Annotated in this window: 18 protein-coding genes; 1 reads left to right on the top strand and 17 read right to left on the bottom strand. The window is 49.2% G+C overall.

The window, feature by feature from the left end:
- Window positions 1-8 precede the first annotated feature (8 nt).
- From B5F29_RS13675 to B5F29_RS13590, 17 genes are all read right to left on the bottom strand, one after another.
- On the bottom strand, window positions 9-380 hold the full coding sequence (locus tag B5F29_RS13675) for a DUF3221 domain-containing protein (protein WP_087155176.1): 372 nt from the start codon (window positions 378-380) through the stop codon (window positions 9-11).
- A gap of 13 nt (window positions 381-393) precedes the next feature.
- Window positions 394-1,134 carry a metallophosphoesterase gene (locus B5F29_RS13670; RefSeq protein WP_087155199.1) on the bottom strand — a complete coding sequence of 247 codons (741 nt, stop codon included), beginning with the start codon at window positions 1,132-1,134 and terminating at the stop codon, window positions 394-396.
- A gap of 47 nt (window positions 1,135-1,181) precedes the next feature.
- Window positions 1,182-1,904: an AlkZ-related protein gene (locus B5F29_RS13665; protein WP_087155175.1), complete on the bottom strand. Its 723-nt coding sequence runs from the start codon at window positions 1,902-1,904 to the stop codon at window positions 1,182-1,184.
- Between the two features lies 1 nt (window position 1,905).
- A complete protein-coding gene (locus B5F29_RS13660) occupies window positions 1,906-2,508 on the bottom strand; it encodes a class I SAM-dependent methyltransferase (RefSeq protein WP_087155174.1) in 603 nt (200 codons plus the stop codon).
- A 1-nt stretch (window position 2,509) separates the two neighbouring features.
- Window positions 2,510-2,920 carry a peptide deformylase gene (locus B5F29_RS13655; RefSeq protein ID WP_087155173.1) on the bottom strand — a complete coding sequence of 137 codons (411 nt, stop codon included), beginning with the start codon at window positions 2,918-2,920 and terminating at the stop codon, window positions 2,510-2,512.
- A 132-nt stretch (window positions 2,921-3,052) separates the two neighbouring features.
- Window positions 3,053-3,700, bottom strand: a complete 648-nt coding sequence (locus B5F29_RS13650) for a class I SAM-dependent methyltransferase (protein ID WP_242955674.1) — start codon at window positions 3,698-3,700, stop codon at window positions 3,053-3,055.
- 69 nt (window positions 3,701-3,769) lie between these two features.
- Window positions 3,770-3,985, bottom strand: a complete 216-nt coding sequence (locus tag B5F29_RS13645) for a hypothetical protein (RefSeq protein ID WP_087155172.1) — start codon at window positions 3,983-3,985, stop codon at window positions 3,770-3,772.
- Between the two features lie 30 nt (window positions 3,986-4,015).
- Window positions 4,016-7,207, bottom strand: a complete 3,192-nt coding sequence (locus B5F29_RS13640; protein WP_087155171.1) for an AAA family ATPase — start codon at window positions 7,205-7,207, stop codon at window positions 4,016-4,018.
- Window positions 7,204-8,376 carry an exonuclease SbcCD subunit D gene (locus B5F29_RS13635; protein ID WP_087155170.1) on the bottom strand — a complete coding sequence of 391 codons (1,173 nt, stop codon included), beginning with the start codon at window positions 8,374-8,376 and terminating at the stop codon, window positions 7,204-7,206. The genes B5F29_RS13640 and B5F29_RS13635 overlap by 4 nt, the downstream gene beginning before the upstream one ends.
- 298 nt (window positions 8,377-8,674) lie before the next feature.
- Window positions 8,675-9,217 (bottom strand): RtcB family protein, encoded by a 543-nt coding sequence (locus B5F29_RS13625; protein WP_162608440.1) that lies wholly within the window; start codon window positions 9,215-9,217, stop codon window positions 8,675-8,677.
- Window positions 9,218-9,540: 323 nt separating this feature from the next.
- Window positions 9,541-11,145: a phosphoenolpyruvate carboxykinase (ATP) gene (pckA, locus tag B5F29_RS13620; protein ID WP_087155167.1), complete on the bottom strand. Its 1,605-nt coding sequence runs from the start codon at window positions 11,143-11,145 to the stop codon at window positions 9,541-9,543.
- A gap of 142 nt (window positions 11,146-11,287) precedes the next feature.
- Entirely contained in the window at window positions 11,288-12,697 is a 1,410-nt protein-coding gene (locus B5F29_RS13615) for a uracil-xanthine permease family protein (protein WP_087155197.1), read from the bottom strand.
- Between the two features lie 57 nt (window positions 12,698-12,754).
- A complete protein-coding gene (locus B5F29_RS13610) occupies window positions 12,755-14,239 on the bottom strand; it encodes an AAA family ATPase (protein WP_087155166.1) in 1,485 nt (494 codons plus the stop codon).
- Window positions 14,240-14,340: 101 nt separating this feature from the next.
- Window positions 14,341-14,886, bottom strand: coding sequence for a thymidine kinase (locus B5F29_RS13605; RefSeq protein ID WP_087155196.1), 546 nt, complete (start codon window positions 14,884-14,886; stop codon window positions 14,341-14,343).
- Between the two features lie 247 nt (window positions 14,887-15,133).
- Complete coding sequence (locus tag B5F29_RS13600; protein WP_087155165.1) at window positions 15,134-16,144, bottom strand: GGGtGRT protein; 1,011 nt, start codon at window positions 16,142-16,144, stop codon at window positions 15,134-15,136.
- Between the two features lie 21 nt (window positions 16,145-16,165).
- Window positions 16,166-16,858, bottom strand: a complete 693-nt coding sequence (locus B5F29_RS13595; RefSeq protein WP_087155164.1) for an iron-sulfur cluster assembly scaffold protein — start codon at window positions 16,856-16,858, stop codon at window positions 16,166-16,168.
- 117 nt (window positions 16,859-16,975) lie between these two features.
- The gene (locus B5F29_RS13590; RefSeq protein WP_087155163.1) at window positions 16,976-18,721 is read right to left on the bottom strand and encodes a Na/Pi cotransporter family protein; all 1,746 of its coding nucleotides are present in this window, start codon (window positions 18,719-18,721) and stop codon (window positions 16,976-16,978) included.
- A gap of 293 nt (window positions 18,722-19,014) precedes the next feature.
- On the opposite strand from B5F29_RS13590, the gene B5F29_RS13585 reads away from it, so the two are divergent.
- Window positions 19,015-20,430 (top strand): DUF6612 family protein, encoded by a 1,416-nt coding sequence (locus B5F29_RS13585; protein WP_087155162.1) that lies wholly within the window; start codon window positions 19,015-19,017, stop codon window positions 20,428-20,430.

Here is a 20,430-nt window from a genome sequence, read left to right as displayed (position 1 = left end):
CCTTTTTCCTACAATGGATTTAGGCGGACCTGCTTTACCTGTCCCAACTGTACCGGATATGTTTCCATAACAGGACCCGAAAAAGAAACCGCTACTCTATCCCCTGTCTCCAGCTTATTTAGATCGATATTTGTAAATCGACAAACTATTCTGGTTTCTTTTTCGACGCAGAAAACAAATTCGCCTCTATAATTTCTTTTATTATTTTCCAGTCCTTTAACAGTAATGATATTTCCCTGAATATTGGTAATAACCGCTTTGAATGTAGTTGAGCCAACAGGCGCCCCATTAAACAGATGGGCAAATATTCCCAAAAACACAACTACGCAAACGATTGCAGCAGTCAGGTAAATTCTGTATCGTTTTTTCCTTTTCACCATCCATTTCATCCTCTTATAACATCACCAGCGCCGGCTGAAAATTGAGATAATCTCCCGACACCAGCATATAATTTACGCCATGAAACATTCCCTGTATACTGTCCCCAAACCGCCGTTCTCCATGGCAATGGGAATATACTACCGTATCAACCCCATATTCCTCCGCGATCTCTGTAAACGGAGAAGTCTCCTCCAGTATATTCGTGGGCGGGTAATGCAGAAACATGATAAATTTACGGTATCCTGCTTCCTCTGCCGCACGGAACGATTCCCGCAGGCGTTCCATTTCCCTGGCAACCAGCTTCTTTGCCTGTGTTTCCCGTTCTTCATCCCAGCCGATCACCCGTCCCCGGCGATCCAGATAAAACGGCCCCTCAAAGGTATATCCTTTGGTTCCAACCAGTGCATGATCTTTGTACACGGCAAAGTTATTCTGCAGAAAAAATAATCTTCCATTATATTCTTCATTCAAACGATTTGTCTTTTTCGCATCCCAGAACATGTCGTGATTCCCGCGAAGCAGGATCTTGCGCCCCGGCAGCCTTTCGATAAATGCCAGATCTTCGCGGCATTCTTCAAGCTTCCTTCCCCAGGAATGATCTCCAGTAAGCACCAGCGTATCCTCCGGTTTTACGATCTGATTCACATATTTTTCGATCTTCTGCTCATGGCGCTTCCATGCCTTTCCAAAAGCATCCATAGGCTTATTTGCCTGAAAACTGAGATGTAAATCTCCCAATGCGTACAATGCCATATATTCTGTTCCTCCGAGCAGTTTCCTCTCGCGTTCTTCATTTCCCCTCATCGAATGACTTTCAAAATTTCTTTCTCCCCGGCCTCTGGAAAAATCTCCTTCATCCGGTTCACAATCCTCTCTTTCGATACTTTCGGATCTTCCGAATAGCATCCTGCCGCCGCTTCATATCCCCAGACCGATTCCGGCTTCCGGTAAACCGCCACCGGCCATCCATATTCCTGTCCTTTTTTATTTTTTCTGAGACGAAAATCTGTCATCACCAGATAAGTCTGCATCTGCAGGTCAGTTATGACTCCGGAAAAGTTCTTCTCTCCGCCTTTTCCAAATCCCGCCAGTTTACGAATCTCATGTCCGGCCAGTTCCTCATGATCTTCAAAAAGATCCATAATCTTTTTCGCGCGGACATTCAGCAGACCGTCATCCCAGGCGGCATCATAATCGTAACCGTCGCGCCGGTAGTTTGCAAATACCGGCAGCCATTCCAGAGAAATAAATCCGGCCTTTTTATTGAAAAACTTCCCGTAAGCCACCTGCCCGCTGCGGGCGATGATCTCCCGCCAATACCAGGGATCCTGTTCCGGATCGCCCGACCACCAGAACAGATCGGAGGTATGCTCCTCAGCAGAGAACCCCTCTACCTCATTTTTGAACAACGGAAGAAATCCCACTTCGTTTATGTAATTGATTAATTCCTGCCATGTACGGATCCTGAGGGGATTGTCCCAGGGAAGGCCGTGCATGATCCATTCACCGTTTTCGTTTGCCATGTTATTGACTCCTCAACTCAAAAATAACAATCCTCTCCCTGGGATCTTTTCCCTCAAACAGATCGTCACAATCAATTTCGTCCGAAAACATCAATTCATCCACCGTCATCAGATAGGAGATATATTCATCCGATGGATAATAGAAGAACAGAAACATCTCCCTTGGTCTGGCATAATAAGATTCCTGAATCCGACGGATGGCCTTCTGCAGAATTTCCAGTGAAAAGGGATTGAAAAAATAGATCCGGTCCACCTCTTCCGGCACAGGGAACTGCTCCGCGTTCGCCTGCACAAAAGTCGTTCTTTCTGCAGCGGCAGCGGTTTTCCGGTTTTCTTCCGCCTTTTCATAAATCCGGTTATCATATTCAATCCCGATCGTCCGGCACTTTACCTGCCAGGACAGGTAAAATTCCACCCGCCCTTTCCCGCATCCATAATCCAGAAGTAAATTGCTTTTCCGTATGTATCCGCTGTTTGCCAGACGTTCCAGCACGGAATACGGCGTCGGTTCATATGGATAACGATACTGATCAGAATGCGAATCATCCCGCCCTGTGGTTTTGATCCGCAGAAGTTTGTCCCACTCATGTTCATTCCTATTCATATCAGATAAGAATCCCCTCCAGATGATCCATCTCATGCTGACAAATCTGAGCCGTCCAGCCACTGAGTTTTATCCTCTGTTTTTTCCAGTTCATATCATAATATTCCACTTCAATATTCTGAAAGCGGATTGTCTTCCGGACTCCCGGAAGTGACAGACAACCTTCCTCCGTCTCATAAGGCATATCCTTTCTTAACATCACCGGGTTAAACATGACCACATCCATAAATCCCATACTGACAATGATTACATTCTTTCGGATTCCAATCATATTTGCTGCCATTCCGACGCACGCCACACGATTCGCTTCCAATGTATCCTGAAGATCTCTTCCTACCTGTACGTCTGCCTTTGTGGCTGGTTCTGACTTTTGCCCAAGAAAGAATACGTCTTTCATAATTGGTCTGACCATTTTTATATCTCCTGCTTTTTCAACTCATTTTCATAAATATGAAACGTACTATCGCCAAACAGCACCCACTTTACCATGTCCAGTTTTTCCGGATATTCTGCAAGAAATCTGTTTTTTCATTACTTAAATACATTATCTCTTCCCTTCCACGCAGATCCAGTCCTCTCCCTCTTTCGTATGAATCCGGGTTTCCGCAAATCCTGCCTGTTCAAAGAGTCTCCGAAATTCTTCTTTTGTCGGATTAAACAGATGATACTGCTTAATATTTTCCAGGACAGATTCTCTCAGGCCTTCTTTCTGGTAGATATCCGCGATCAGTAAAAACACGCCTCCTTTTTTCAGTATTCGCAGGACTTCCTTCAGATTTTCCGCCGGATCGGGCCAGAAATAAAAGCTCTCCACCGTAATGATTTTATCAAAACTGCCGTCTTCAAAAGGCAGATGTTCCACGGAGGCCTCCAGTACCTCCATCTTTCCATTCTGAATATCCTGTGCATTCGTTTCTCTGGATAATTCCACAGATACCGGCGAATAATCGACGCCGGTCAGATGTCCTTTCGGTATTTTTTCTGACATCCGCTTCAATGCGGCGCCTCCGCCGCACCCAATGTCTAACGCCTGGTCTTCTTCCCCAAAATCCAGAAACCCAAGCGCCCACTGCGTCACCGCCGCATGACTCTCATTCATACGCTGGAGCATCTGTTCTCCCTCTTCGCCCTGAGGCTTTCTTGGATTTCCTTTTCTGGTTATCTCCTCCTGATTTTTATGCGCCATTTCCATTTTCTGATCCTTTCACACTTTTCACGTATTCTGCCTGCAGTCCGGGCTTTTATCCGGCAGTCCTTCCCCTCAGCGTCTTCCCATCAGGAAAACCACGATTCCGGCGATCACCAATACCGGCAATGCCACATACATCAAACCTGCCACCACCAGCATAATCAACACCAATGGAAAAATCACCACAGAGAATAAAATTTTTGTGATGCTCCATGCCGCCTTCAGAGCAAAGGACAGCAGTTTCCCAAAAATCACCAAAAGTAAAATCACAAACAATAATAACCACATATCTGATCTCTCCTGTTTTCTTCCTGTTTGTCAGCTGATCTGCCACCGTACATGGCTTCCGTTCTCGTCTTTGCTTACGATCAGCTGATCCTCAATCTCCTGTTTTAACTCTGTCACATGAGAAATGATTCCGATCAGTTTGGACCCATCCGCCATATCCTGCAGTACCCGGACGGCTTTATCCCTGGAATGATCATCCAGGGAGCCGAATCCTTCGTCAATAAACATTACATCCAGATGTACCGATGCGGCGCTCTCCTGGATCTGATCCGCCATCCCCAGCGCCAGAGACAACGCCGCCATAAAAGATTCCCCGCCGGACAACGTCCGTACTTCCCGTTCTTTCCCGGTCACCGCAGAATAAACCATCAGATCCAGCCCCCGGTTCTTTCCGGTTCCCGCCCGGTCAAGATCGCACATGCGCAGTTCAAACTGTCCTGCGGACATTTCCTGAAAGCGCCGGTTAGCGGCATGCAGGATCCGTTCCAGATAATAACGCTGGACATATGTCTCGATATCCATGCGCGAGCCGGAGACATTCCCTGCCAGCAGATTGTAGAGGTCATCCAGCCGTTTATATTCCAGCATCCGTTTCTTACGGTCCTCCATCACCGGATGAAGAGTATCGTATATATTCTGATCGGTCCGTCTGTCGGCTCCCGTCTGCTCCTGTTTTTCCCTGGCAGCCCTCATCTTCTGTTCCGCTTCATCCCGGACCATTCTCAGCTCTTCCAGTACAGGCCTCTCTTTTCCTTTCACCGCCGCGAAAGCCGCATCCCTTTTTCCGGCTGCCGCAGCTTTTTTCCGGTTGTGCTCCTCGATCTTCTTCTGTAAATGATCTGCATCTGATCCCGTGTAATGCTCCGTAAGCACTTTCCATTCTGACTCTGGAAGCTGTTTCTCTTCCATCAGCTTTTCATAAGCATGTTTTCGCAGCTCACATTCCTTTTCCTGATCCGGGAGGTCTCTTTCCCATTGCAGGATCAAGGTTTTCGCATGTTCTTCCGCATTTCTTGCCTCCTGGGCTCCTGCCTTTGCCTCCTGCAATGCATGCTCTGCCTGATCTTTTCTGTCCCGGGCTTTTTTCAGGGCAAGATTTGCCTCTTCCTCTGTCTCATAGTCCCGGGACCCTCCCAGGCTTTTCCATTCCGCTTCCGCGGCCGCAGAAGCGGTTTTCTTTTCTACCGCTTCTTTTTCTGCCTGCTCTTCGCCGGCTTTCAATCTTATTTTATCTGCCTCTATACCCTGCAGTTTTTCCTGAAGCTCTCTCAGCTGCCGCAGATTTTCCTTACAGCGCGCGCCTTCTTCCCGAAGTGTCGTTTTCCATGCGTTCAGACCCTCAGCCGCCTGTTTCAGCGTGGAGTTTTGGAGAAATTCCGGCAAATATGCGGATAGTTTCCTGCGCAGACTGTTCATTCCTTCATCGCGGCTTTTTTCTTTCTCCTCAAGCAGCGCGGATGCAGCCTGCGCCTTCGCAGCCGCATCTTCCTGTGCGTTTCTGAGCTGTTCTGTTTCCTTTCCCAGCATATCCAGGGTTTCGCGGCTCAGTTCCCGGTGTTCTTCTTTCAGCTCACAGGGATTTGGATGATCCAGCGAACCGCAGACCGGGCAGGGCATCCCCGGCTTCAGCTGCTCTCTGGCTATGAATCCCGCCTGCGTATTAAGGAAAATTCTTCTTATATCTTTATATTCTTTATCTTTCCGTTCATAGGCTTCGCTGGCGCCGGCGTACTCCTCCCTTGCCTTTTCTACAATCTTTTTCTGTGTGTCTGCTTCTTTCCAGAGCAGTTCCGCCGAAGAAAGCTCCGCGCTTAATTCGTCTGCTGTCCGGGACTTTCCCTGCCACCGTTCAAATTGTATCTGGGCCTCTCCCAGCTGTTCTGCCCGGCTTCTCCAGTCTCTCTCCTGTTCCTCGGCGTCTTTCCTTCTCTGACGTGCCGCAGACGCCGTCTCTTCCGCAGCCTCGTATGCAGCTTTACAGCTGTCGTAATTTGCCTTCGCTTCCCGGATCTTTTTCAGGATCTCCAGCGCGCGGTTCGCCCGTTCCGACACCTTCGTATAATCCTGGCTGGCCAGATTCCACTGTACATCCGCTTTTTCGGACGCTTCTAAAGCCTCTTTTGCTTTTTTCTCCAGCTGCGGCAGCGCCTCCTGCCCTGATGCAAGTCTGCGTCTGGTGTCATTTTCCATACGCACGGCGTCCATATACCGCTCCCAGGCCGGAAGGATCTCATACGCCGCCCGGATCTTCCGGATCCATTCTCCGGCTTTACGGACCTGCTCCTCCTGCGACCTGCACAGGGCCAGTTCTTTTTCTGCCTGATCCAATTCCTGAAAACGTTCCAGAAGCTGCTCCGCACTGGTATATCGATCTCTCTTTTCCAGATAGAAGCGGTGTGTCCGTTCATATTCCTCGTCTGCACGCCGGCTCTGCTCCTCCAGTTCCCCGCATAGTCCTGACATTTTTTCCAGAAAAACTTCCATATCCGTCACGGAAAGCTGGCTTGCGTTCAAGATTTTATCCCGTAATTCCAGCAATCCTTCTGATTCCGGATACTCTTCCGGCACCACCACATGAGACACTTCTGTCTGGCATACCGTACGAATCTTCCCGATCTCCTGCTGTTTCTCTTTCCTGCGGTTTCCCAGTTCTGCCACGATCTTTTCATACAGCTCTGTATGGAACAGTTTCCGGAAGATCACCTTTTTATCATCGGATCTGGCCCTCAAAAGTTCCATAAATTCCCCCTGGGCAATCATTGCCACCTGCATGAACTGATTCTTGGTAAGACCGATGATCTCCTCCAGCTTTTTGTCCGTCTCTTTCTGAGAATATTCCGAACCGTCCGGCATAAACAGTGTGACCGACCCGCTCTCTTCTTTCATACCGCTTCCCCGTTTCAAAGGCCTCATGTGCCGCGGTACGCGCCGGACGGTGTATATCTCCCTGCTTTCCCCGTTTCCTTCAGAAAAAACCAGCTCCACAAACGGCTGCACTCCAGGTTCCACAAACTGGCTCTGGAGTTCTGCCCCGCTCTTTTTATTGGTACCCGAGCTCGCCTCTCCGTAAAGAGCAAACACCATGGCGTCAAAAATCGTCGTCTTTCCGGCCCCCGTATCTCCGGTGATCAGAAACAGGTTCTGATTCGCCCGTTCAAAATCAATGGCCGTCTGTTTCCCATAGGATCCAAACGCCTGCATAATCAATTTCAGCGGTCTCATCCTTCCGGCACCTCCTGTACGGCATTGATCACCTGACGAAGAAGCTCCTTCCCTTCTTCATCCACATCCCTCCAGGCATCCACGCTCCGCAGGAAGGCACAGCACAGCTCATACGGATTCTGCGCCGTTTCCGGCAGGATTTCCCCACGGTAATCCGCTTTTCGCGATCCTTCCCGCCGGATCTCCAGAAGACAGGGGAACGCGTTCCTCAGGCGGTCCTGCATATCCGGGGCAGAAATTTCCGTCCGGTCTGTTAAAATCACCGTTACATAATCGCCGCAGGCCTGTCCCAACACCTCTTCCAGGCTCCCGCGGATTACACGCACCTGACGAAGAGGCCGGAGAGGAAGCACTTCCGTCTTCACAGTTCCTTTCTCTCCCAGTTCCACCAGGATCACCCCTTTTTCCTGCCCCGCCTCACTGACCGAACATGCCAGCGGCGTACCGCAGTAACGGCGGTAATCCCCTCTCACTTTCATGGGTTTATGAATATGCCCCAATGCCGCATAGTCAAACCAGTCCAGAATATCAGCTGAAACCTCGTCGATATTCCCTACCGTGCGGATCTCCGAATCCATCCGTTCCACATCTTCCGCTTTTTCTCCCACAGGAAGATAGAACTGATGGCTTACCAGCACGTTTCTCTGGAAAACATCGATCTCCTCCCTCTGAATCAACCGGTGGACGGTCTCATTGTAGGAAAGATTATTTCCGTTCCCGTCTGTTCCCACGATCTGCTTTACCATAGAAGGCCTCACAAAAGGAAGAAGATAGAAATTCACTTCTCCATACCTATCCTGCAGCACAATCTTCTCTATATATTCATCCTCTGCCTGAGGGGGCATGCCGATCATATGTACATTCTGCCGGGAAAGCACATTACGGAAACAGTTCAGCCGGGGCCCGCTGTCATGATTGCCGCTGATCAGCATCACGGATGCGCCCGGCAATGCCGCCGTCAGCCCATCGATAAAACGGTCGAAGACCTCTACCGCCTCTGCCGACGGCACTGCTTTATCATAGATATCCCCTGCAATCACGACCGCATCCGGATTCTTTTCCTCCGCCAGGCGGATAATCTGCCGGAAAATATATTCCTGGTCTTCTCTAAGATCCCGGTTCATGAGTTTCAGGCCAATGTGAAGATCCGAGAGATGGAAAAATCTCATAGCTGGCAATGTCCTTTCTTATATATAATTCAGCATGTCTTACTGCTTTGTCTAGTTTACCATGATATCATTTCGCTTTCAACGGATTCTGGTTCCTTGTCAAACATCCTGACCGGCAACACGCTGTTTCCACATTTTCTTTTTATTGACGCACCGCGCCTTCGCGCGCGCCTCATATCTTCCGCAGTGTTGACAGTAAGATTTATGACAGGCATCTCTGCCTTTTTTGCATTGTCCCAACGCAATGTAATATTTGCAGGGGATTTCTCTGTATTTCGCCATTGTCCTTCTCCCTTCATCATCTTCCCGCTTTATAATTATAGACAGGTTTTAAAATCTCCGTAATCTCCATAGTATCGGCGACTGCATTCATGATCTCCTCCATTCCCCGATCTAATTCGATGAAGTGATTGCCGCCTCCTAATGTCCCCAGACTTGCCTGAACACGTTCCTTCTGTATTTGCCTGAAACAACGAAGTTGTTCCAGAGGCAATTCTTCCGCGAACCGATGTATTTTTTTGCGAACCGCCGAGCCTGTCGGAATCCGTTCCCTGATTACGGCATCCAGTTTCTGAAACTCCGTTTTTTTCTGCTTTAGCAAAGCAAGGGTAACGCCGCATCCAATATCTATACCGACCACCTCCGGAAGAATCCGGTTTCTTACTGTGGCAGTAAATCCGATCGTCCCTGCTTTGCCCGGATGAACATCCGGCATAACACGAACTGTACTGCCTGCGAACGCTTCGTTATCGCAGAGCATCTGAATCTGCGACAATGCATAGTCTTCGATTGTATCTGTGAATATTTTTGCAGATGTATAGACTCCGTTTATTATTTTCATAAAAAGATCCTTTCTTTTCAGAGACACGGATCTTTTCATAAACGGATCAAAAGATGAAGGGCAGCATATGATAAAATGCAACCATCTTCGTAAGATTATTTTTGAACTGTTCTGAGGACAATCCGGTCTCTGTTAATGTAAATGTTTATACCATTGTAATGTAATCTGTTTTCTCTCATGATTGTCCTCCTTTCTGTGTATTGACCAGTCACTACATGTTTCGGATACAGTATAGTCAACCGGCATCGGTTTGTCAACCGCTCCATATACAAAACCGGACGCAGCCTGCGCCACGCCCGGTTAAATACGTCTTATCTATGAAATTAGATCTGCGGACCTGCTGCAACCAGTGCTTTTCCAGCCTCGTTGCTTTCATATTTCTTGAAGTTCTTGACGAATCTTCCAGCCAGGTCTTTTGCTTTGGTCTCCCACTCGGAAACGTCTGCATAGGTATCGCGCGGATCCAGGATACCGGTGTCCACACCCGGAAGCTCCGTCGGAACCTCGATGTTGAAGTACGGGATCTTCTTGGTCGGTGCTTTCAGAATGTCGCCATTCAGGATTGCATCGATGATACCACGGGTATCTTTGATGGAGATACGTTTTCCGGTGCCGTTCCATCCGGTATTTACCAGATAAGCCTTAGCGCCGCTCTGCTCCATTCTCTTCACCAGCTCTTCCGCATATTTCGTCGGATGCAGCTCCAGGAACGCCTGTCCGAAGCAAGCGGAGAAGGTCGGGGTCGGCTCAGTAATACCGCGCTCCGTACCAGCCAGTTTTGCCGTGAATCCGGACAGGAAGTAGTACTGCGTCTGCTCCGGAGTCAGGATAGATACCGGCGGAAGTACGCCGAATGCATCTGCAGACAGGAAAATTACTTCTTTTGCTGCCGGGCCTGCGGATACCGGACGTACGATCTTCTCGATGTGATCGATCGGATAAGATACACGGGTATTCTCGGTTACGCTCTTGTCAGCGAAATCGATCTTTCCGTTCTCATCCAGGGTAACGTTCTCCAGAAGAGCGTTGCGCTTGATGGCATTATAGATGTCCGGCTCGGACTCTTTGTCCAGATTGATAACTTTTGCATAGCATCCGCCCTCGAAGTTGAAGACGCCGTTGTCATCCCAGCCGTGCTCGTCATCACCGATCAGAAGACGTTTCGGGTCGGTGGACAGGGTGGTCTTTCCGGTTCCGGAAAGTCCGAAGAAGATAGCGGTGTTCTCGCCGTTCATATCGGTATTTGCGGAGCAGTGCATGGAAGCAATACCCTTCAGCGGCAGATAGTAGTTCATCATGGAGAACATACCTTTCTTCATCTCTCCGCCGTACCAGGTATTCACGATTACCTGCTCGCGGCTGGTAATATTGAATACAACTGCGGTCTCAGAATTCAGACCCAGCTCTTTGTAATTTTCAACTTTTGCTTTGGAAGCATTGTAAACTACGAAATCCGGCTCAAAGTTCTTCAGCTCTTCCTCGGTCGGCTGAATAAACATGTTGGTAACAAAGTGTGCCTGCCATGCCACTTCCATGATGAAACGGATTGCCATGCGGGTATCTTTGTTCGCGCCGCAGAATGCGTCTACCACGTAAAGCTTCTTGTTGGAGAGCTCTTTCAGGGCGATATCTTTTACCACTTTCCAGGTCTCTTCAGAAGCCGGATGGTTGTCGTTCTTATACTCATCGGAAGTCCACCATACGGTGTCTTTGGAATTCTCGTCCATCACGATGAATTTATCTTTCGGTGAACGGCCTGTATATTCACCCGTCATTACGTTTACTGCTCCAAGTTCACTCACCTGGCCCTTTTCATAACCTTCCAGACCCGGTTTCGTCTCTTCTTCAAACAGCAGTTCGTAAGAAGGATTGTGCACGATCTCGGTGGTTCCAGTGATGCCATACTTACTCAAATTGATCTCTGCCATCTTACATATACCTCTCTTCTTTATTATTTGATAGCCAGAAAAACCGCATTTACGCATCTTTCCGACTTCTCCACTCCTAATTATACATAATTAAGCAATTAAATCAACACGATTTTTCAAAAAATGTTAATTATTTAACATGTTATTTCTCAGAATGTTCTTTTTTGGGCAGCAAAAGGCTGAGAAGCAGCGATACTACAAACACGCCCGCCACCGCATTGCCGTTAAAGATATCTCCCACCTCCCGCGGAAACGCAGAAAAGAAGTTGCCGGAAGTCTGGGTCAGACCCACTCCGATACAGAATGCCAGCGATACGATCGTCATGGTGCGGTCGTCGAATTCGCACTCTTTCAGCATCTTGATTCCCTCATACATAATCGAGCCGAACATCATGACCGTACAACCGCCCAGCACCGACTGAGGCAGGGAATTGAAGAAAGCGCCCAGAGGCGGAAACAGCGACGCCAGGATCAGGATCAGGGCTCCCATCAGGATCGTAAAACGGTTGACGACTCTGGTCATGGTAACCAGTCCCACGTTCTGGCTGAAAGAAGTCAGGGGCAGACATCCGAAACAGCCGGAAATCGCACTGGAAAAGCCATCTACGGCAAGAGATCCCTGCAGTTCCTCTATCTTGATATCGCGGCCCAAAGCGCCGGTACAGACCGCCGTCGTAGCTCCTGTCGTCTCTGCCGCCGACACCAGAAATACAATCGCTATGGTAAAAAACGCACCCAGATCAAACACCGGCTTGTGGCTGGTAAAAAACACCAGTTTGGGAATACTGAAAATCCCCACTTCCTCGATCGTTCTGGAGATATTGGAGAAATCCACCATCTGCGCAACTCCGGTCACCGTGAAAAGGACGGACACAAGATAACCGGCGATCAGCCCCACCAGAATATTCAGATTCTTGTAAACGCCTTTCAGCAGATAGCGGGACACCAGACAGACGACCAGAGTGAATGCGCCGATCAGCAGGTGGTACCATGCGCCGAAATCTTCCACACCGCTGCCGCCTCCCCAGGAATCCATTCCCACTGACAGCAGGGACAGTCCGATCGCGATCACCACGCAGGCGGAAACCACCGGCGTCAGAAAACGTTTCCAGTATTTGGCGCTTAATCCTACCAGCCCTTCAAAGATACCGCCCAGGATCACCGCTCCAATCATTCCTTCATATCCCAGTTCCGGATTCGTGCAGATGATCAGCAGACTGCCCAGAAACGTAAAACTCACACCCATGACAATGGGCAGCCTGGAACCGATCTTCCAGATCGGATAAAGCTGCATGCAGGTTCCGATCCCTGCCGCAAACATGGCGCACTGAAGGAGCTGTGTAATTTCCGCAGACGTCAGATTCTCTCCGGTTCCCCTCACCAGCGCCGCGCTGCATACGATCAGCACCGGCGCCAGATTTGCCACAAACATGGCAAGCACATGCTGCATTCCAAACGGAATCGCTTTGGACAGCGGCACTCTGCCGTTCAGTTTATAAATGTTTTCTGTGCTGACTGTTGTCACCTTTTCTTCAATGTTACGGTAGTCCATCATTCATAGCCTCTCATTTTTCTTTTGTTTCTCCCTCTGATTCCCGGCCCCGGACATCTACGCCAGAAGCTCCCTCACTTTTTCCGCGTCAAAAACCGCTTCCGGGATATGGTTGACCTCGATCTGATACAGCGCGTTGGCCGCGATATGCTCCGCCGCCTGCTCCAGATCCCGGATGCCTGTAGTATCCGCATATTTTTCAATCACCGCGTCCACCGCTTCCGGCGTCACGATACACTCATGCGCCCGAAGGCTCATGCGCCGCAGCACTTTGGGAAGCGCGAACCGGGAAAAGATCACCTTCTTCTCCTCCGGTGTATAATCCGGAATATCGATCACCGCGAACCGGGACATGAGCGGCGCGCTGATCTTCTCTTTATCATTGGCAGTGGCGATAGGATAAACACCCACGGTAGGCACCATACATTCCATATAATTGTCCGTGAATCCCAGGTTATCCAGCAGGGTCAGCAGCACGTCCGCCGGATTTCCGCTGCCCTTCCCCGCGGAAGCCTTGTCCAGCTCATTGATGATGAAAACCAGATTCGATTCTCCGGCCGCGGAGAATGCTTCCATGATAATGCCCGGTTTGGCATTGGCATACACACGGGAGCTTCCTGTCAGCTGTTCCGGATCATTGATGGAGCTCATATCCAGCGTCGTCCACGGCAGCTTCAGAATACGCGCCACCGCGTAGGCAATCTGAGATTTTCCCGTTCCGGCCGGTCCCACCAGCAGCAGACCGTAAGCAGGAAGCGTATGCGTGCGGTTGATCTGAATGATCGTTTCAATGATCCGCTGTTTCACCCGCTCCATCCCGTAAAGTTCTTCATCCAGGATCCGTCTGGCCTCCTGCGGGTCGATAGCCTCAAAATAATTATGCTTCCACTGAATATTCATCATGATCGACAGCGCGCGCTGCGCATGGCGTCTCTCTTCCGGGGAAACCTCATTGGAACGCGCCACCGCCAGATTTCTTCTAGCCCAGAGCCGAATATTGTCCGGCAGCGTCCTGCCTGCACAGGTCATGAAATCCGTGATGCTCTGCAGGCTGGTGAGTTTCATTTCGTCACCGGTCTCTTCCTGGTCTTCATCTTCCTGTTCCTCAGACGGCGCGCTGCCGGCAAGGAGCCGTTCGATCATAAATTGAAGGAATCCATCCTCGGCCGAGAGCTTTGCGCCTCCGCCAAAAGCGGTCTCCCGGATCCGGTAGACCGCATAACCGTCCTCCCGGTTTTTTCCCGACAGGCGCACCGGAATCCGGTGCTCTCCCAGCCATCGGATCAGGCTGACAAACCGGGCGTCGATCTGCAGAATATCGGCGCTGAGCGTCTCGTCTCCCTCCCGAAACTCAAAAGCGGTCCGCTTGTTGGGACTGACAAACGTGCCGCAGGAATGGTGTTTCCATTCCTGATCCCGATTGTCCAGAAGCAGGATCGGCTTTTCAGCGGAAGCTTCCGGTTCACTGGACCGGTATGTGGTGTAAGTACATTCGGGTTCCTCTCTTCCGGATGTATCATTATTGAAATCAAATACAGGCATGCTCTGCGTACTCCTTCTGTATATTTTTCAGGTTTAAAAGACTGGTTCAGTGTATCATGGATCTTTCATACTGACAACCGGCTATATGCAGCCGTCTGCGTCTATGATTTCTCTGGATCATACAGCATCCCCAGCTTGAAATGTTTTCTGCACAACGCGATATAACTGTCATTCCCGCCCAGCATCACCTGTTCTCCATTCCGCACAATTCCATTTTCATTGTATCTTGCATTGCAGGTTGCCTTTTTTCCGCACCAGCAGGCAGTTTTGATCTCCTGAATCTTGTCAGCGACCGCAAGCAGCCTTGCACTCCCCGGAAACAAATGATTCTGGAAATCCGCACGAAGTCCGTAACAAATCACCGTGATATTCCAAAAATCCACCACATCGGCCAAAAAATCAATCTGCTCCTCTGTCGCAAACTGAGCTTCGTCCACTATAATGCAGTCGTACTGGCGCAGTCTTTCCTCCGGGTATTCCACTACTTCTTCCAAATACACACAAGGAGCGGACAAACCAATTCTGGAAGTTATGATCCGTTCTCCGTCCCTGGTATCTGTCCGCGGTTTGCACAAAAGGGGTATCTTTCCCACCTCATGATGATTAAAATTTGCCATCAGCGCATTCGCGGACTTGGAACTGCCCATGGCGCCGTAATAAAAGATTAAACTTGCCGTATATAACACCTTCTTACCTTTATTTTCACCGCAGCAGCTATGCGTCGGTATGCAATCCTGCCAAACAGTATAACGGAATACGGGTGTTCACGGCAACTATTATTTTACATTTATTAATTTGCCCTCCATGAATAACTGCATTTCAGCATAAAGGAAGCGCCGCAGCCTTTCGCTGCGACGCTTCCTGAGCTATCAGCTTATAAACAAATTGACACTCCTAGAACTTTCCAGCCTTAGCCGCTTCTTCAATCGAAACAGCCACAGCCACAGTCATACCAACCATCGGGTTGTTTCCTGCGCCGATCAGACCCATCATCTCTACGTGAGCCGGTACGGAGGAAGATCCTGCGAACTGAGCGTCGGAGTGCATACGGCCAAGGGTATCGGTCATACCATAGGAAGCCGGTCCTGCAGCCATGTTGTCCGGATGCAGCGTACGTCCGGTGCCGCCGCCGGATGCAACGGAGAAGTACTTCTTGCCTGCTTCCAGTCTCTCCTTCTTATATGTACCTGCTACCGGATGCTGGAAACGGGTCGGGTTCGTGGAGTTTCCGGTGATGGAAACATCTACGTTCTCTTTCCACATGATCGCTACGCCTTCCGGAACGCTGTTTGCACCGTAGCAGTTTACTTTCGCACGGAGTCCCTCAGAGTAGGATTTGCGGAATACCTCTTTTACTTCGTTGGTATACGGATCATACTCGGTCTCTACATAAGTGAAACCATTGATACGGGAGATGATCTGGGCAGCGTCCTTTCCAAGACCGTTCAGGAATACGCGGAGCGGTTTCTGACGGACTTTGTTTGCTTTCTCAGCGATACCGATTGCGCCTTCTGCTGCCGCGAAGGATTCATGTCCTGCCAGGAATGCGAAGCACTCGGTCTCTTCTTCCAGAAGCATCTTGCCCAGGTTGCCGTGTCCCAGACCTACTTTACGGGTATCTGCAACGGAGCCCGGGATACAGAATGCCTGAAGTCCCTCACCGATCGCTGCAGCCGCATCTGCCGCTTTTCTGCAGCCTTTCTTGATCGCAATAGCCGCACCTACAGTGTAAGCCCAGCATGCATTTTCAAAGCAGATCGGCTGGATGCCTTTAATCTGTGCATATACGTCCAGACCTGCGTCTTTGGTAATCTTCTCTGCCTCTTCGATGGAAGAGATGCCGTAACTGTTCAGAACAGCGTTGATTTTATCAATACGTCTTTCATATGATTCAAATAATGCCATTTTTATCTACCTCCTGGATAATTACTCTTTACGCGGATCAATGATCTTGACTGCATCTGCCACACGGCCGTACTGACCCTTTGCTTTTTCCCATGCAGTATTCGGATCATCACCATTTTTGATGAAATCGGTCATTTTTCCAAGAGATACGAACTGATATCCGATGATCTGATCGTCAGCATCCAGCGCGATACCGGTCACATAACCTTCTGCCATCTCCAGATAACGGGGGCCTTTTGCCAGAGTACCATACATGGTACCTACCTGGGAGCGGAGTCCTTTACCAAGGTCCTCAAGACCTGCGCCTACGGCAAGTCCGTCTTCAGAGAACGCAGACTGGGAACGACCATAAACGATCTGTAAAAACAGTTCTCTCATAGCAGTATTAATCGCGTCACAGACAAGGTCCGTGTTCAGAGCTTCCATCACAGTAAGTCCCGGAAGAATCTCAGATGCCATAGCTGCGGAATGTGTCATGCCGGAGCATCCGATGGTCTCAACCAATGCCTCCTGAATAATACCCTCTTTTACGTTCAGAGAGAGCTTACATGCGCCCTGCTGCGGAGCACACCAGCCGATTCCATGAGTGAAACCGGAGATATCCTTCACTTCTTTCGCCTGTACCCACTTTGCTTCTTCCGGAATCGGAGCAGCGCCATGGTGAACGCCCTGAGCTACCGGACACATTTCTTCTACTTCACGTGAATAAATCATTTGTTTGAAACTCCTTTCAAAATATCATATCAGACCTTTGGGGAGGCCTTATATGTTTTTATTCTCTCATAAATCACACATTTCGTCCAGCGATTTTTTATCATTTCCGGCAAATTGTCACGGAAGAGCATATCTTTCTCTTAAAGAGCGGTAAAGTTCCTGATAATCGGATCTTTCCTGCAAATGCTCATGGTCATGGATCTCCAGTTCTTTGCTCCCCATCTGAGACAGGTATCCCGCGATCTTGATACATTTGTCGGCAATTCTTTCATAGCTGCTGATAATATCTGTCAGGACAATCCCCATATCCACCGTACACTCGTTATGTCTCAGACGTTCTACATGGCGTTCCTGCATCTCCGCGGCCAGTTCGCTCACCACGCGGTAATACGCATATACATCCTGCGCCCTGCGTTCTTCAAACATATTGATCGTCGCTTCGATCATATTGTCCACAGCGTCCTGCTCCACCTGCAGTTCTTTCTTCGCCTTATTCGAAAATTCGCTGTCTTTGGCCGCCAGATTTTTACATGCCAGAGCGATATTGCACGCCATATCGCTGATCGTCTCAATATCTGTTGCAGAATAAAGAAGTACCGACAAAGTCTGGCTTTCCCTTTCATCCAGGTTCTTACGGGAAATGGTCAGAAGATATTTGCAGATCTGATCTTCATAGCCGTCTACCGTATCCTCGCTCTTTCTGACCTTGTTCATCACCTCCTGGCTGTATTCCGCCACCAGAGACGCCGCCATCTCCAGAGACTCTTTGGCTTCACGGAACATGGTGACGGATGCCACCTTGCTCTGCTCCAGCGCGTAATTCGGCATTTCCAGGAAACGCTCGTCCAGAATATCCAGCCGCTTCGGAGTCTCATTCTTTTCTTCGTCCGTTACCCGGATAATCACATACGCCAGTTTCTCAAGTACTTTATTAAACGGCAGCAGTATCAGCGTCACCGTCACATTAAATGTCGTATGAATAACTGCAATTCCGGCCGGAGTTGCGCTTTGATCCAGAAATGCAAAATCCACGAAAAGATTAACCGTATAAAATACGGACAGGAAAAGCACCGTTCCGATCAGATTAAACAGCAGATGGATGCAGGCCGCTCTTTTGGCGTTCCGGTTTGCTCCGATCGAAGACAGGATCGCCGTAATACAGGTGCCGATATTCTGTCCCATAATAATCGGCAGAGCAGTACCGTATTTCACAGATCCCGTCATGCACAGAGCCTGCAGAATACCCACGGACGCGCTGGAACTTTGAATGATTGCCGTTAAAGCAGCGCCGGCCAGCACACCTAACACCGGATTGGAGAACATGATCAAAATATTGGTAAATGCAGGCACATCTGCCAGGGGCTCCACCGCGCCGGACATAGTGTCCATGCCGAACATCAGAATCGTAAAGCCGATCAGAATATTTCCAATGTCTTTATGTTTTTCATTCTTGGAAAACATAATCAGGCAGATACCAATTACTGCCAGAATCGGGGAAAACGAATTGGGATTAAGCAGCTGGATAAACATGTTGCTGCTTTCGATCCCTGCCAGCGACAGTATCCAGGCAGTTACAGTCGTTCCTATATTAGCCCCCATAATGATGCCGACTGCTCTGGACAACGGCATGATTCCACTGTTTACAAAACCGACCACCATGACCGTTGTGGCAGATGAACTTTGTATCACTGCCGTGACTCCCATTCCGAGCAGTACCGCTTTAAAAATATTCGAAGTCAGATTTTCCAGTATCTTTTCCAGTTTTCCTCCTGACGCGCGTTCCAGGCCGGCACCCATCAGTTCCATTCCATACAGGAACAGCGCCAGGCCCCCGAATAATGTCAGGAAATTAAAAATACTCATTTTTCAGGTCCTCCATCCCTTCGTAAAATGCGGATATTTTTTCCCGCGCAAAAAGGCTCTTCATGTGTATCTCCTGTTCTCTACATAAAAAGCCTGTTCTTTAAAAAGTTTAACATTTCCTTTACACGCCTGTCAATTAAAGTTCACCTGTTTTTTACGTGTTTTTTACATATTACATTTATTTCATTTAGATTTTACATATTCTTTACATACATGGTTATGGTACAGCTTTATAAGTCGTGATAAAATAATTATATACTGACAGATATTCTGTCCGGGAAAGGGGAATACTTATGAAAAGTTATGAGAAAAAACTGATGATGCCCGCCATACTGGCGGCAGCCGTCTGCTTTGCGTGCACCGGCTGCGGAAAAATGACGGAAGAGAAACTGATGGAAAACATGGGCAAAGCGATGGAGGGACGCACATTTTTCGGCGGTGATATGGATCTTGTCCTGGGCATGACCTACTCTGTAGATATGATGGAGATCCCCATGGCCATCGATATGAATATGGACATGGGAGGCCGTATTCTTTGCAGTTACGAGCCTTTGGGACTGTACTACGATGTCAGCACCCAGACGGATATACAGGCGGATATCGGGGGCGAGACTCAGAATGAATCTGTCAGCGACCAGACGCAGATATACACTGCCCAGGAAGACGATAATTTTGCCATCTACAGCCACAGCGGCACTTCCGGCCAGTGGAGCAAAACCGATATAGATTCTTCTGTCATCGACAGCTTGTTCCGGCTGATTACCGAGGCTGCTGAGACCTCCGAGTCCGAAGAATCCACAGAAGGAATCACGCTGGATGAAGAAAGCGCCTCCCTGAACGGCAGAGACGTCTATGTGCTGCATGTGGACAGTTCTTCCCAGGCGGACAGCGAAGCCTTTCTCACTGCAATGGAATCTATACTGCCGCAGTTCGGCAGCTCCTTTAGCACCGAATCCCTGGACAGTATCAAAGGCTCTACTGTAATGTACATAGACCAGGAAACCTTTTTGCCTGTGCAGATGGAATGTACCATCGAGGGAATGGATGAGTTCTTCAGCCAGAATTCCGATTGGATGGAAGAGTTGATGGGACTCGCCATCGAAGACGCTCAAATAGATAATCTGAGTATTCACGTGCCGGTCTACCAGCTTACTATCTCCAATCTTACCTTTGAACAGGAAGAACTGCCTGTAGTACCGGAAGAAGCCTATGAAGCCATCGCCTTCCAGGAAGCCCTGGCAGAGCTGGACCCCGATCTGGGCGATGGAACTTATGCCATCCAGAGCACAGGGAACGCTGTCCGGATCGCTCCTCCGGAAAATATGACAGTTTCGGAAATCGCTGCAGAAACCGTTACTTTCATGGATGATGCCGGCCTTGATACAATCACTTATGCCATGATACCTGCGGCAAATCTGTCCGTTTATACAGACTCTATTTCATCTATGTACACCAGTATCCTGGAAATGCTGGGCGTAGAGGTACAGTCCGGGCAGGACAGCCAGAATGTGTCTACCCCCTTCGGTCCTGTAGACGGATACTGGCTCAGCGGAGGAGGCGCCAATATCTACTATGGTTTTGCTCCATTTGAAGGCGCTTATCTGGCAGTGATCCGCTCCGATTTCAGCGGCACGGAACCGGATTCTGCGGCAGCGCTGGGAGAAGCCTTCGGTTATGCCGCGGAACTGACTCCGGCAGATATTTTATAG

It is taken from the genome of Lachnoclostridium sp. An196 (assembly GCF_002160135.1).
Lineage (GTDB): Bacteria > Bacillota > Clostridia > Lachnospirales > Lachnospiraceae > Hominiventricola > Hominiventricola avistercoris.
This window is presented reverse-complemented; position numbering and strand designations above follow the sequence as displayed.

Excerpts from the sequence above, each read along its gene's own strand:
- B5F29_RS13675 (WP_087155176.1), bottom strand. The coding sequence starts at position 380 with ATGGTGAAAAGGAAAAAACGATACAGAATTTACCTGACTGCTGCAATC.
- B5F29_RS13670 (WP_087155199.1), bottom strand. The coding sequence starts at position 1,134 with ATGGCATTGTACGCATTGGGAGATTTACATCTCAGTTTTCAGGCAAAT.
- B5F29_RS13665 (WP_087155175.1), bottom strand. The coding sequence starts at position 1,904 with ATGGCAAACGAAAACGGTGAATGGATCATGCACGGCCTTCCCTGGGAC.
- B5F29_RS13660 (WP_087155174.1), bottom strand. The coding sequence starts at position 2,508 with ATGAATAGGAATGAACATGAGTGGGACAAACTTCTGCGGATCAAAACC.
- B5F29_RS13655 (WP_087155173.1), bottom strand. The coding sequence starts at position 2,920 with ATGGTCAGACCAATTATGAAAGACGTATTCTTTCTTGGGCAAAAGTCA.
- B5F29_RS13650 (WP_242955674.1), bottom strand. The coding sequence starts at position 3,700 with ATGGAAATGGCGCATAAAAATCAGGAGGAGATAACCAGAAAAGGAAAT.
- B5F29_RS13645 (WP_087155172.1), bottom strand. The coding sequence starts at position 3,985 with ATGTGGTTATTATTGTTTGTGATTTTACTTTTGGTGATTTTTGGGAAA.
- B5F29_RS13640 (WP_087155171.1), bottom strand. The coding sequence starts at position 7,207 with ATGAGACCGCTGAAATTGATTATGCAGGCGTTTGGATCCTATGGGAAA.
- B5F29_RS13635 (WP_087155170.1), bottom strand. The coding sequence starts at position 8,376 with ATGAGATTTTTCCATCTCTCGGATCTTCACATTGGCCTGAAACTCATG.
- B5F29_RS13625 (WP_162608440.1), bottom strand. The coding sequence starts at position 9,217 with ATGAAAATAATAAACGGAGTCTATACATCTGCAAAAATATTCACAGAT.
- pckA (WP_087155167.1), bottom strand. The coding sequence starts at position 11,145 with ATGGCAGAGATCAATTTGAGTAAGTATGGCATCACTGGAACCACCGAG.
- B5F29_RS13615 (WP_087155197.1), bottom strand. The coding sequence starts at position 12,697 with ATGGACTACCGTAACATTGAAGAAAAGGTGACAACAGTCAGCACAGAA.
- B5F29_RS13610 (WP_087155166.1), bottom strand. The coding sequence starts at position 14,239 with ATGCCTGTATTTGATTTCAATAATGATACATCCGGAAGAGAGGAACCC.
- B5F29_RS13605 (WP_087155196.1), bottom strand. The coding sequence starts at position 14,886 with ATGGGCAGTTCCAAGTCCGCGAATGCGCTGATGGCAAATTTTAATCAT.
- B5F29_RS13600 (WP_087155165.1), bottom strand. The coding sequence starts at position 16,144 with ATGGCATTATTTGAATCATATGAAAGACGTATTGATAAAATCAACGCT.
- B5F29_RS13595 (WP_087155164.1), bottom strand. The coding sequence starts at position 16,858 with ATGATTTATTCACGTGAAGTAGAAGAAATGTGTCCGGTAGCTCAGGGC.
- B5F29_RS13590 (WP_087155163.1), bottom strand. The coding sequence starts at position 18,721 with ATGAGTATTTTTAATTTCCTGACATTATTCGGGGGCCTGGCGCTGTTC.
- B5F29_RS13585 (WP_087155162.1), top strand. The coding sequence starts at position 19,015 with ATGAAAAGTTATGAGAAAAAACTGATGATGCCCGCCATACTGGCGGCA.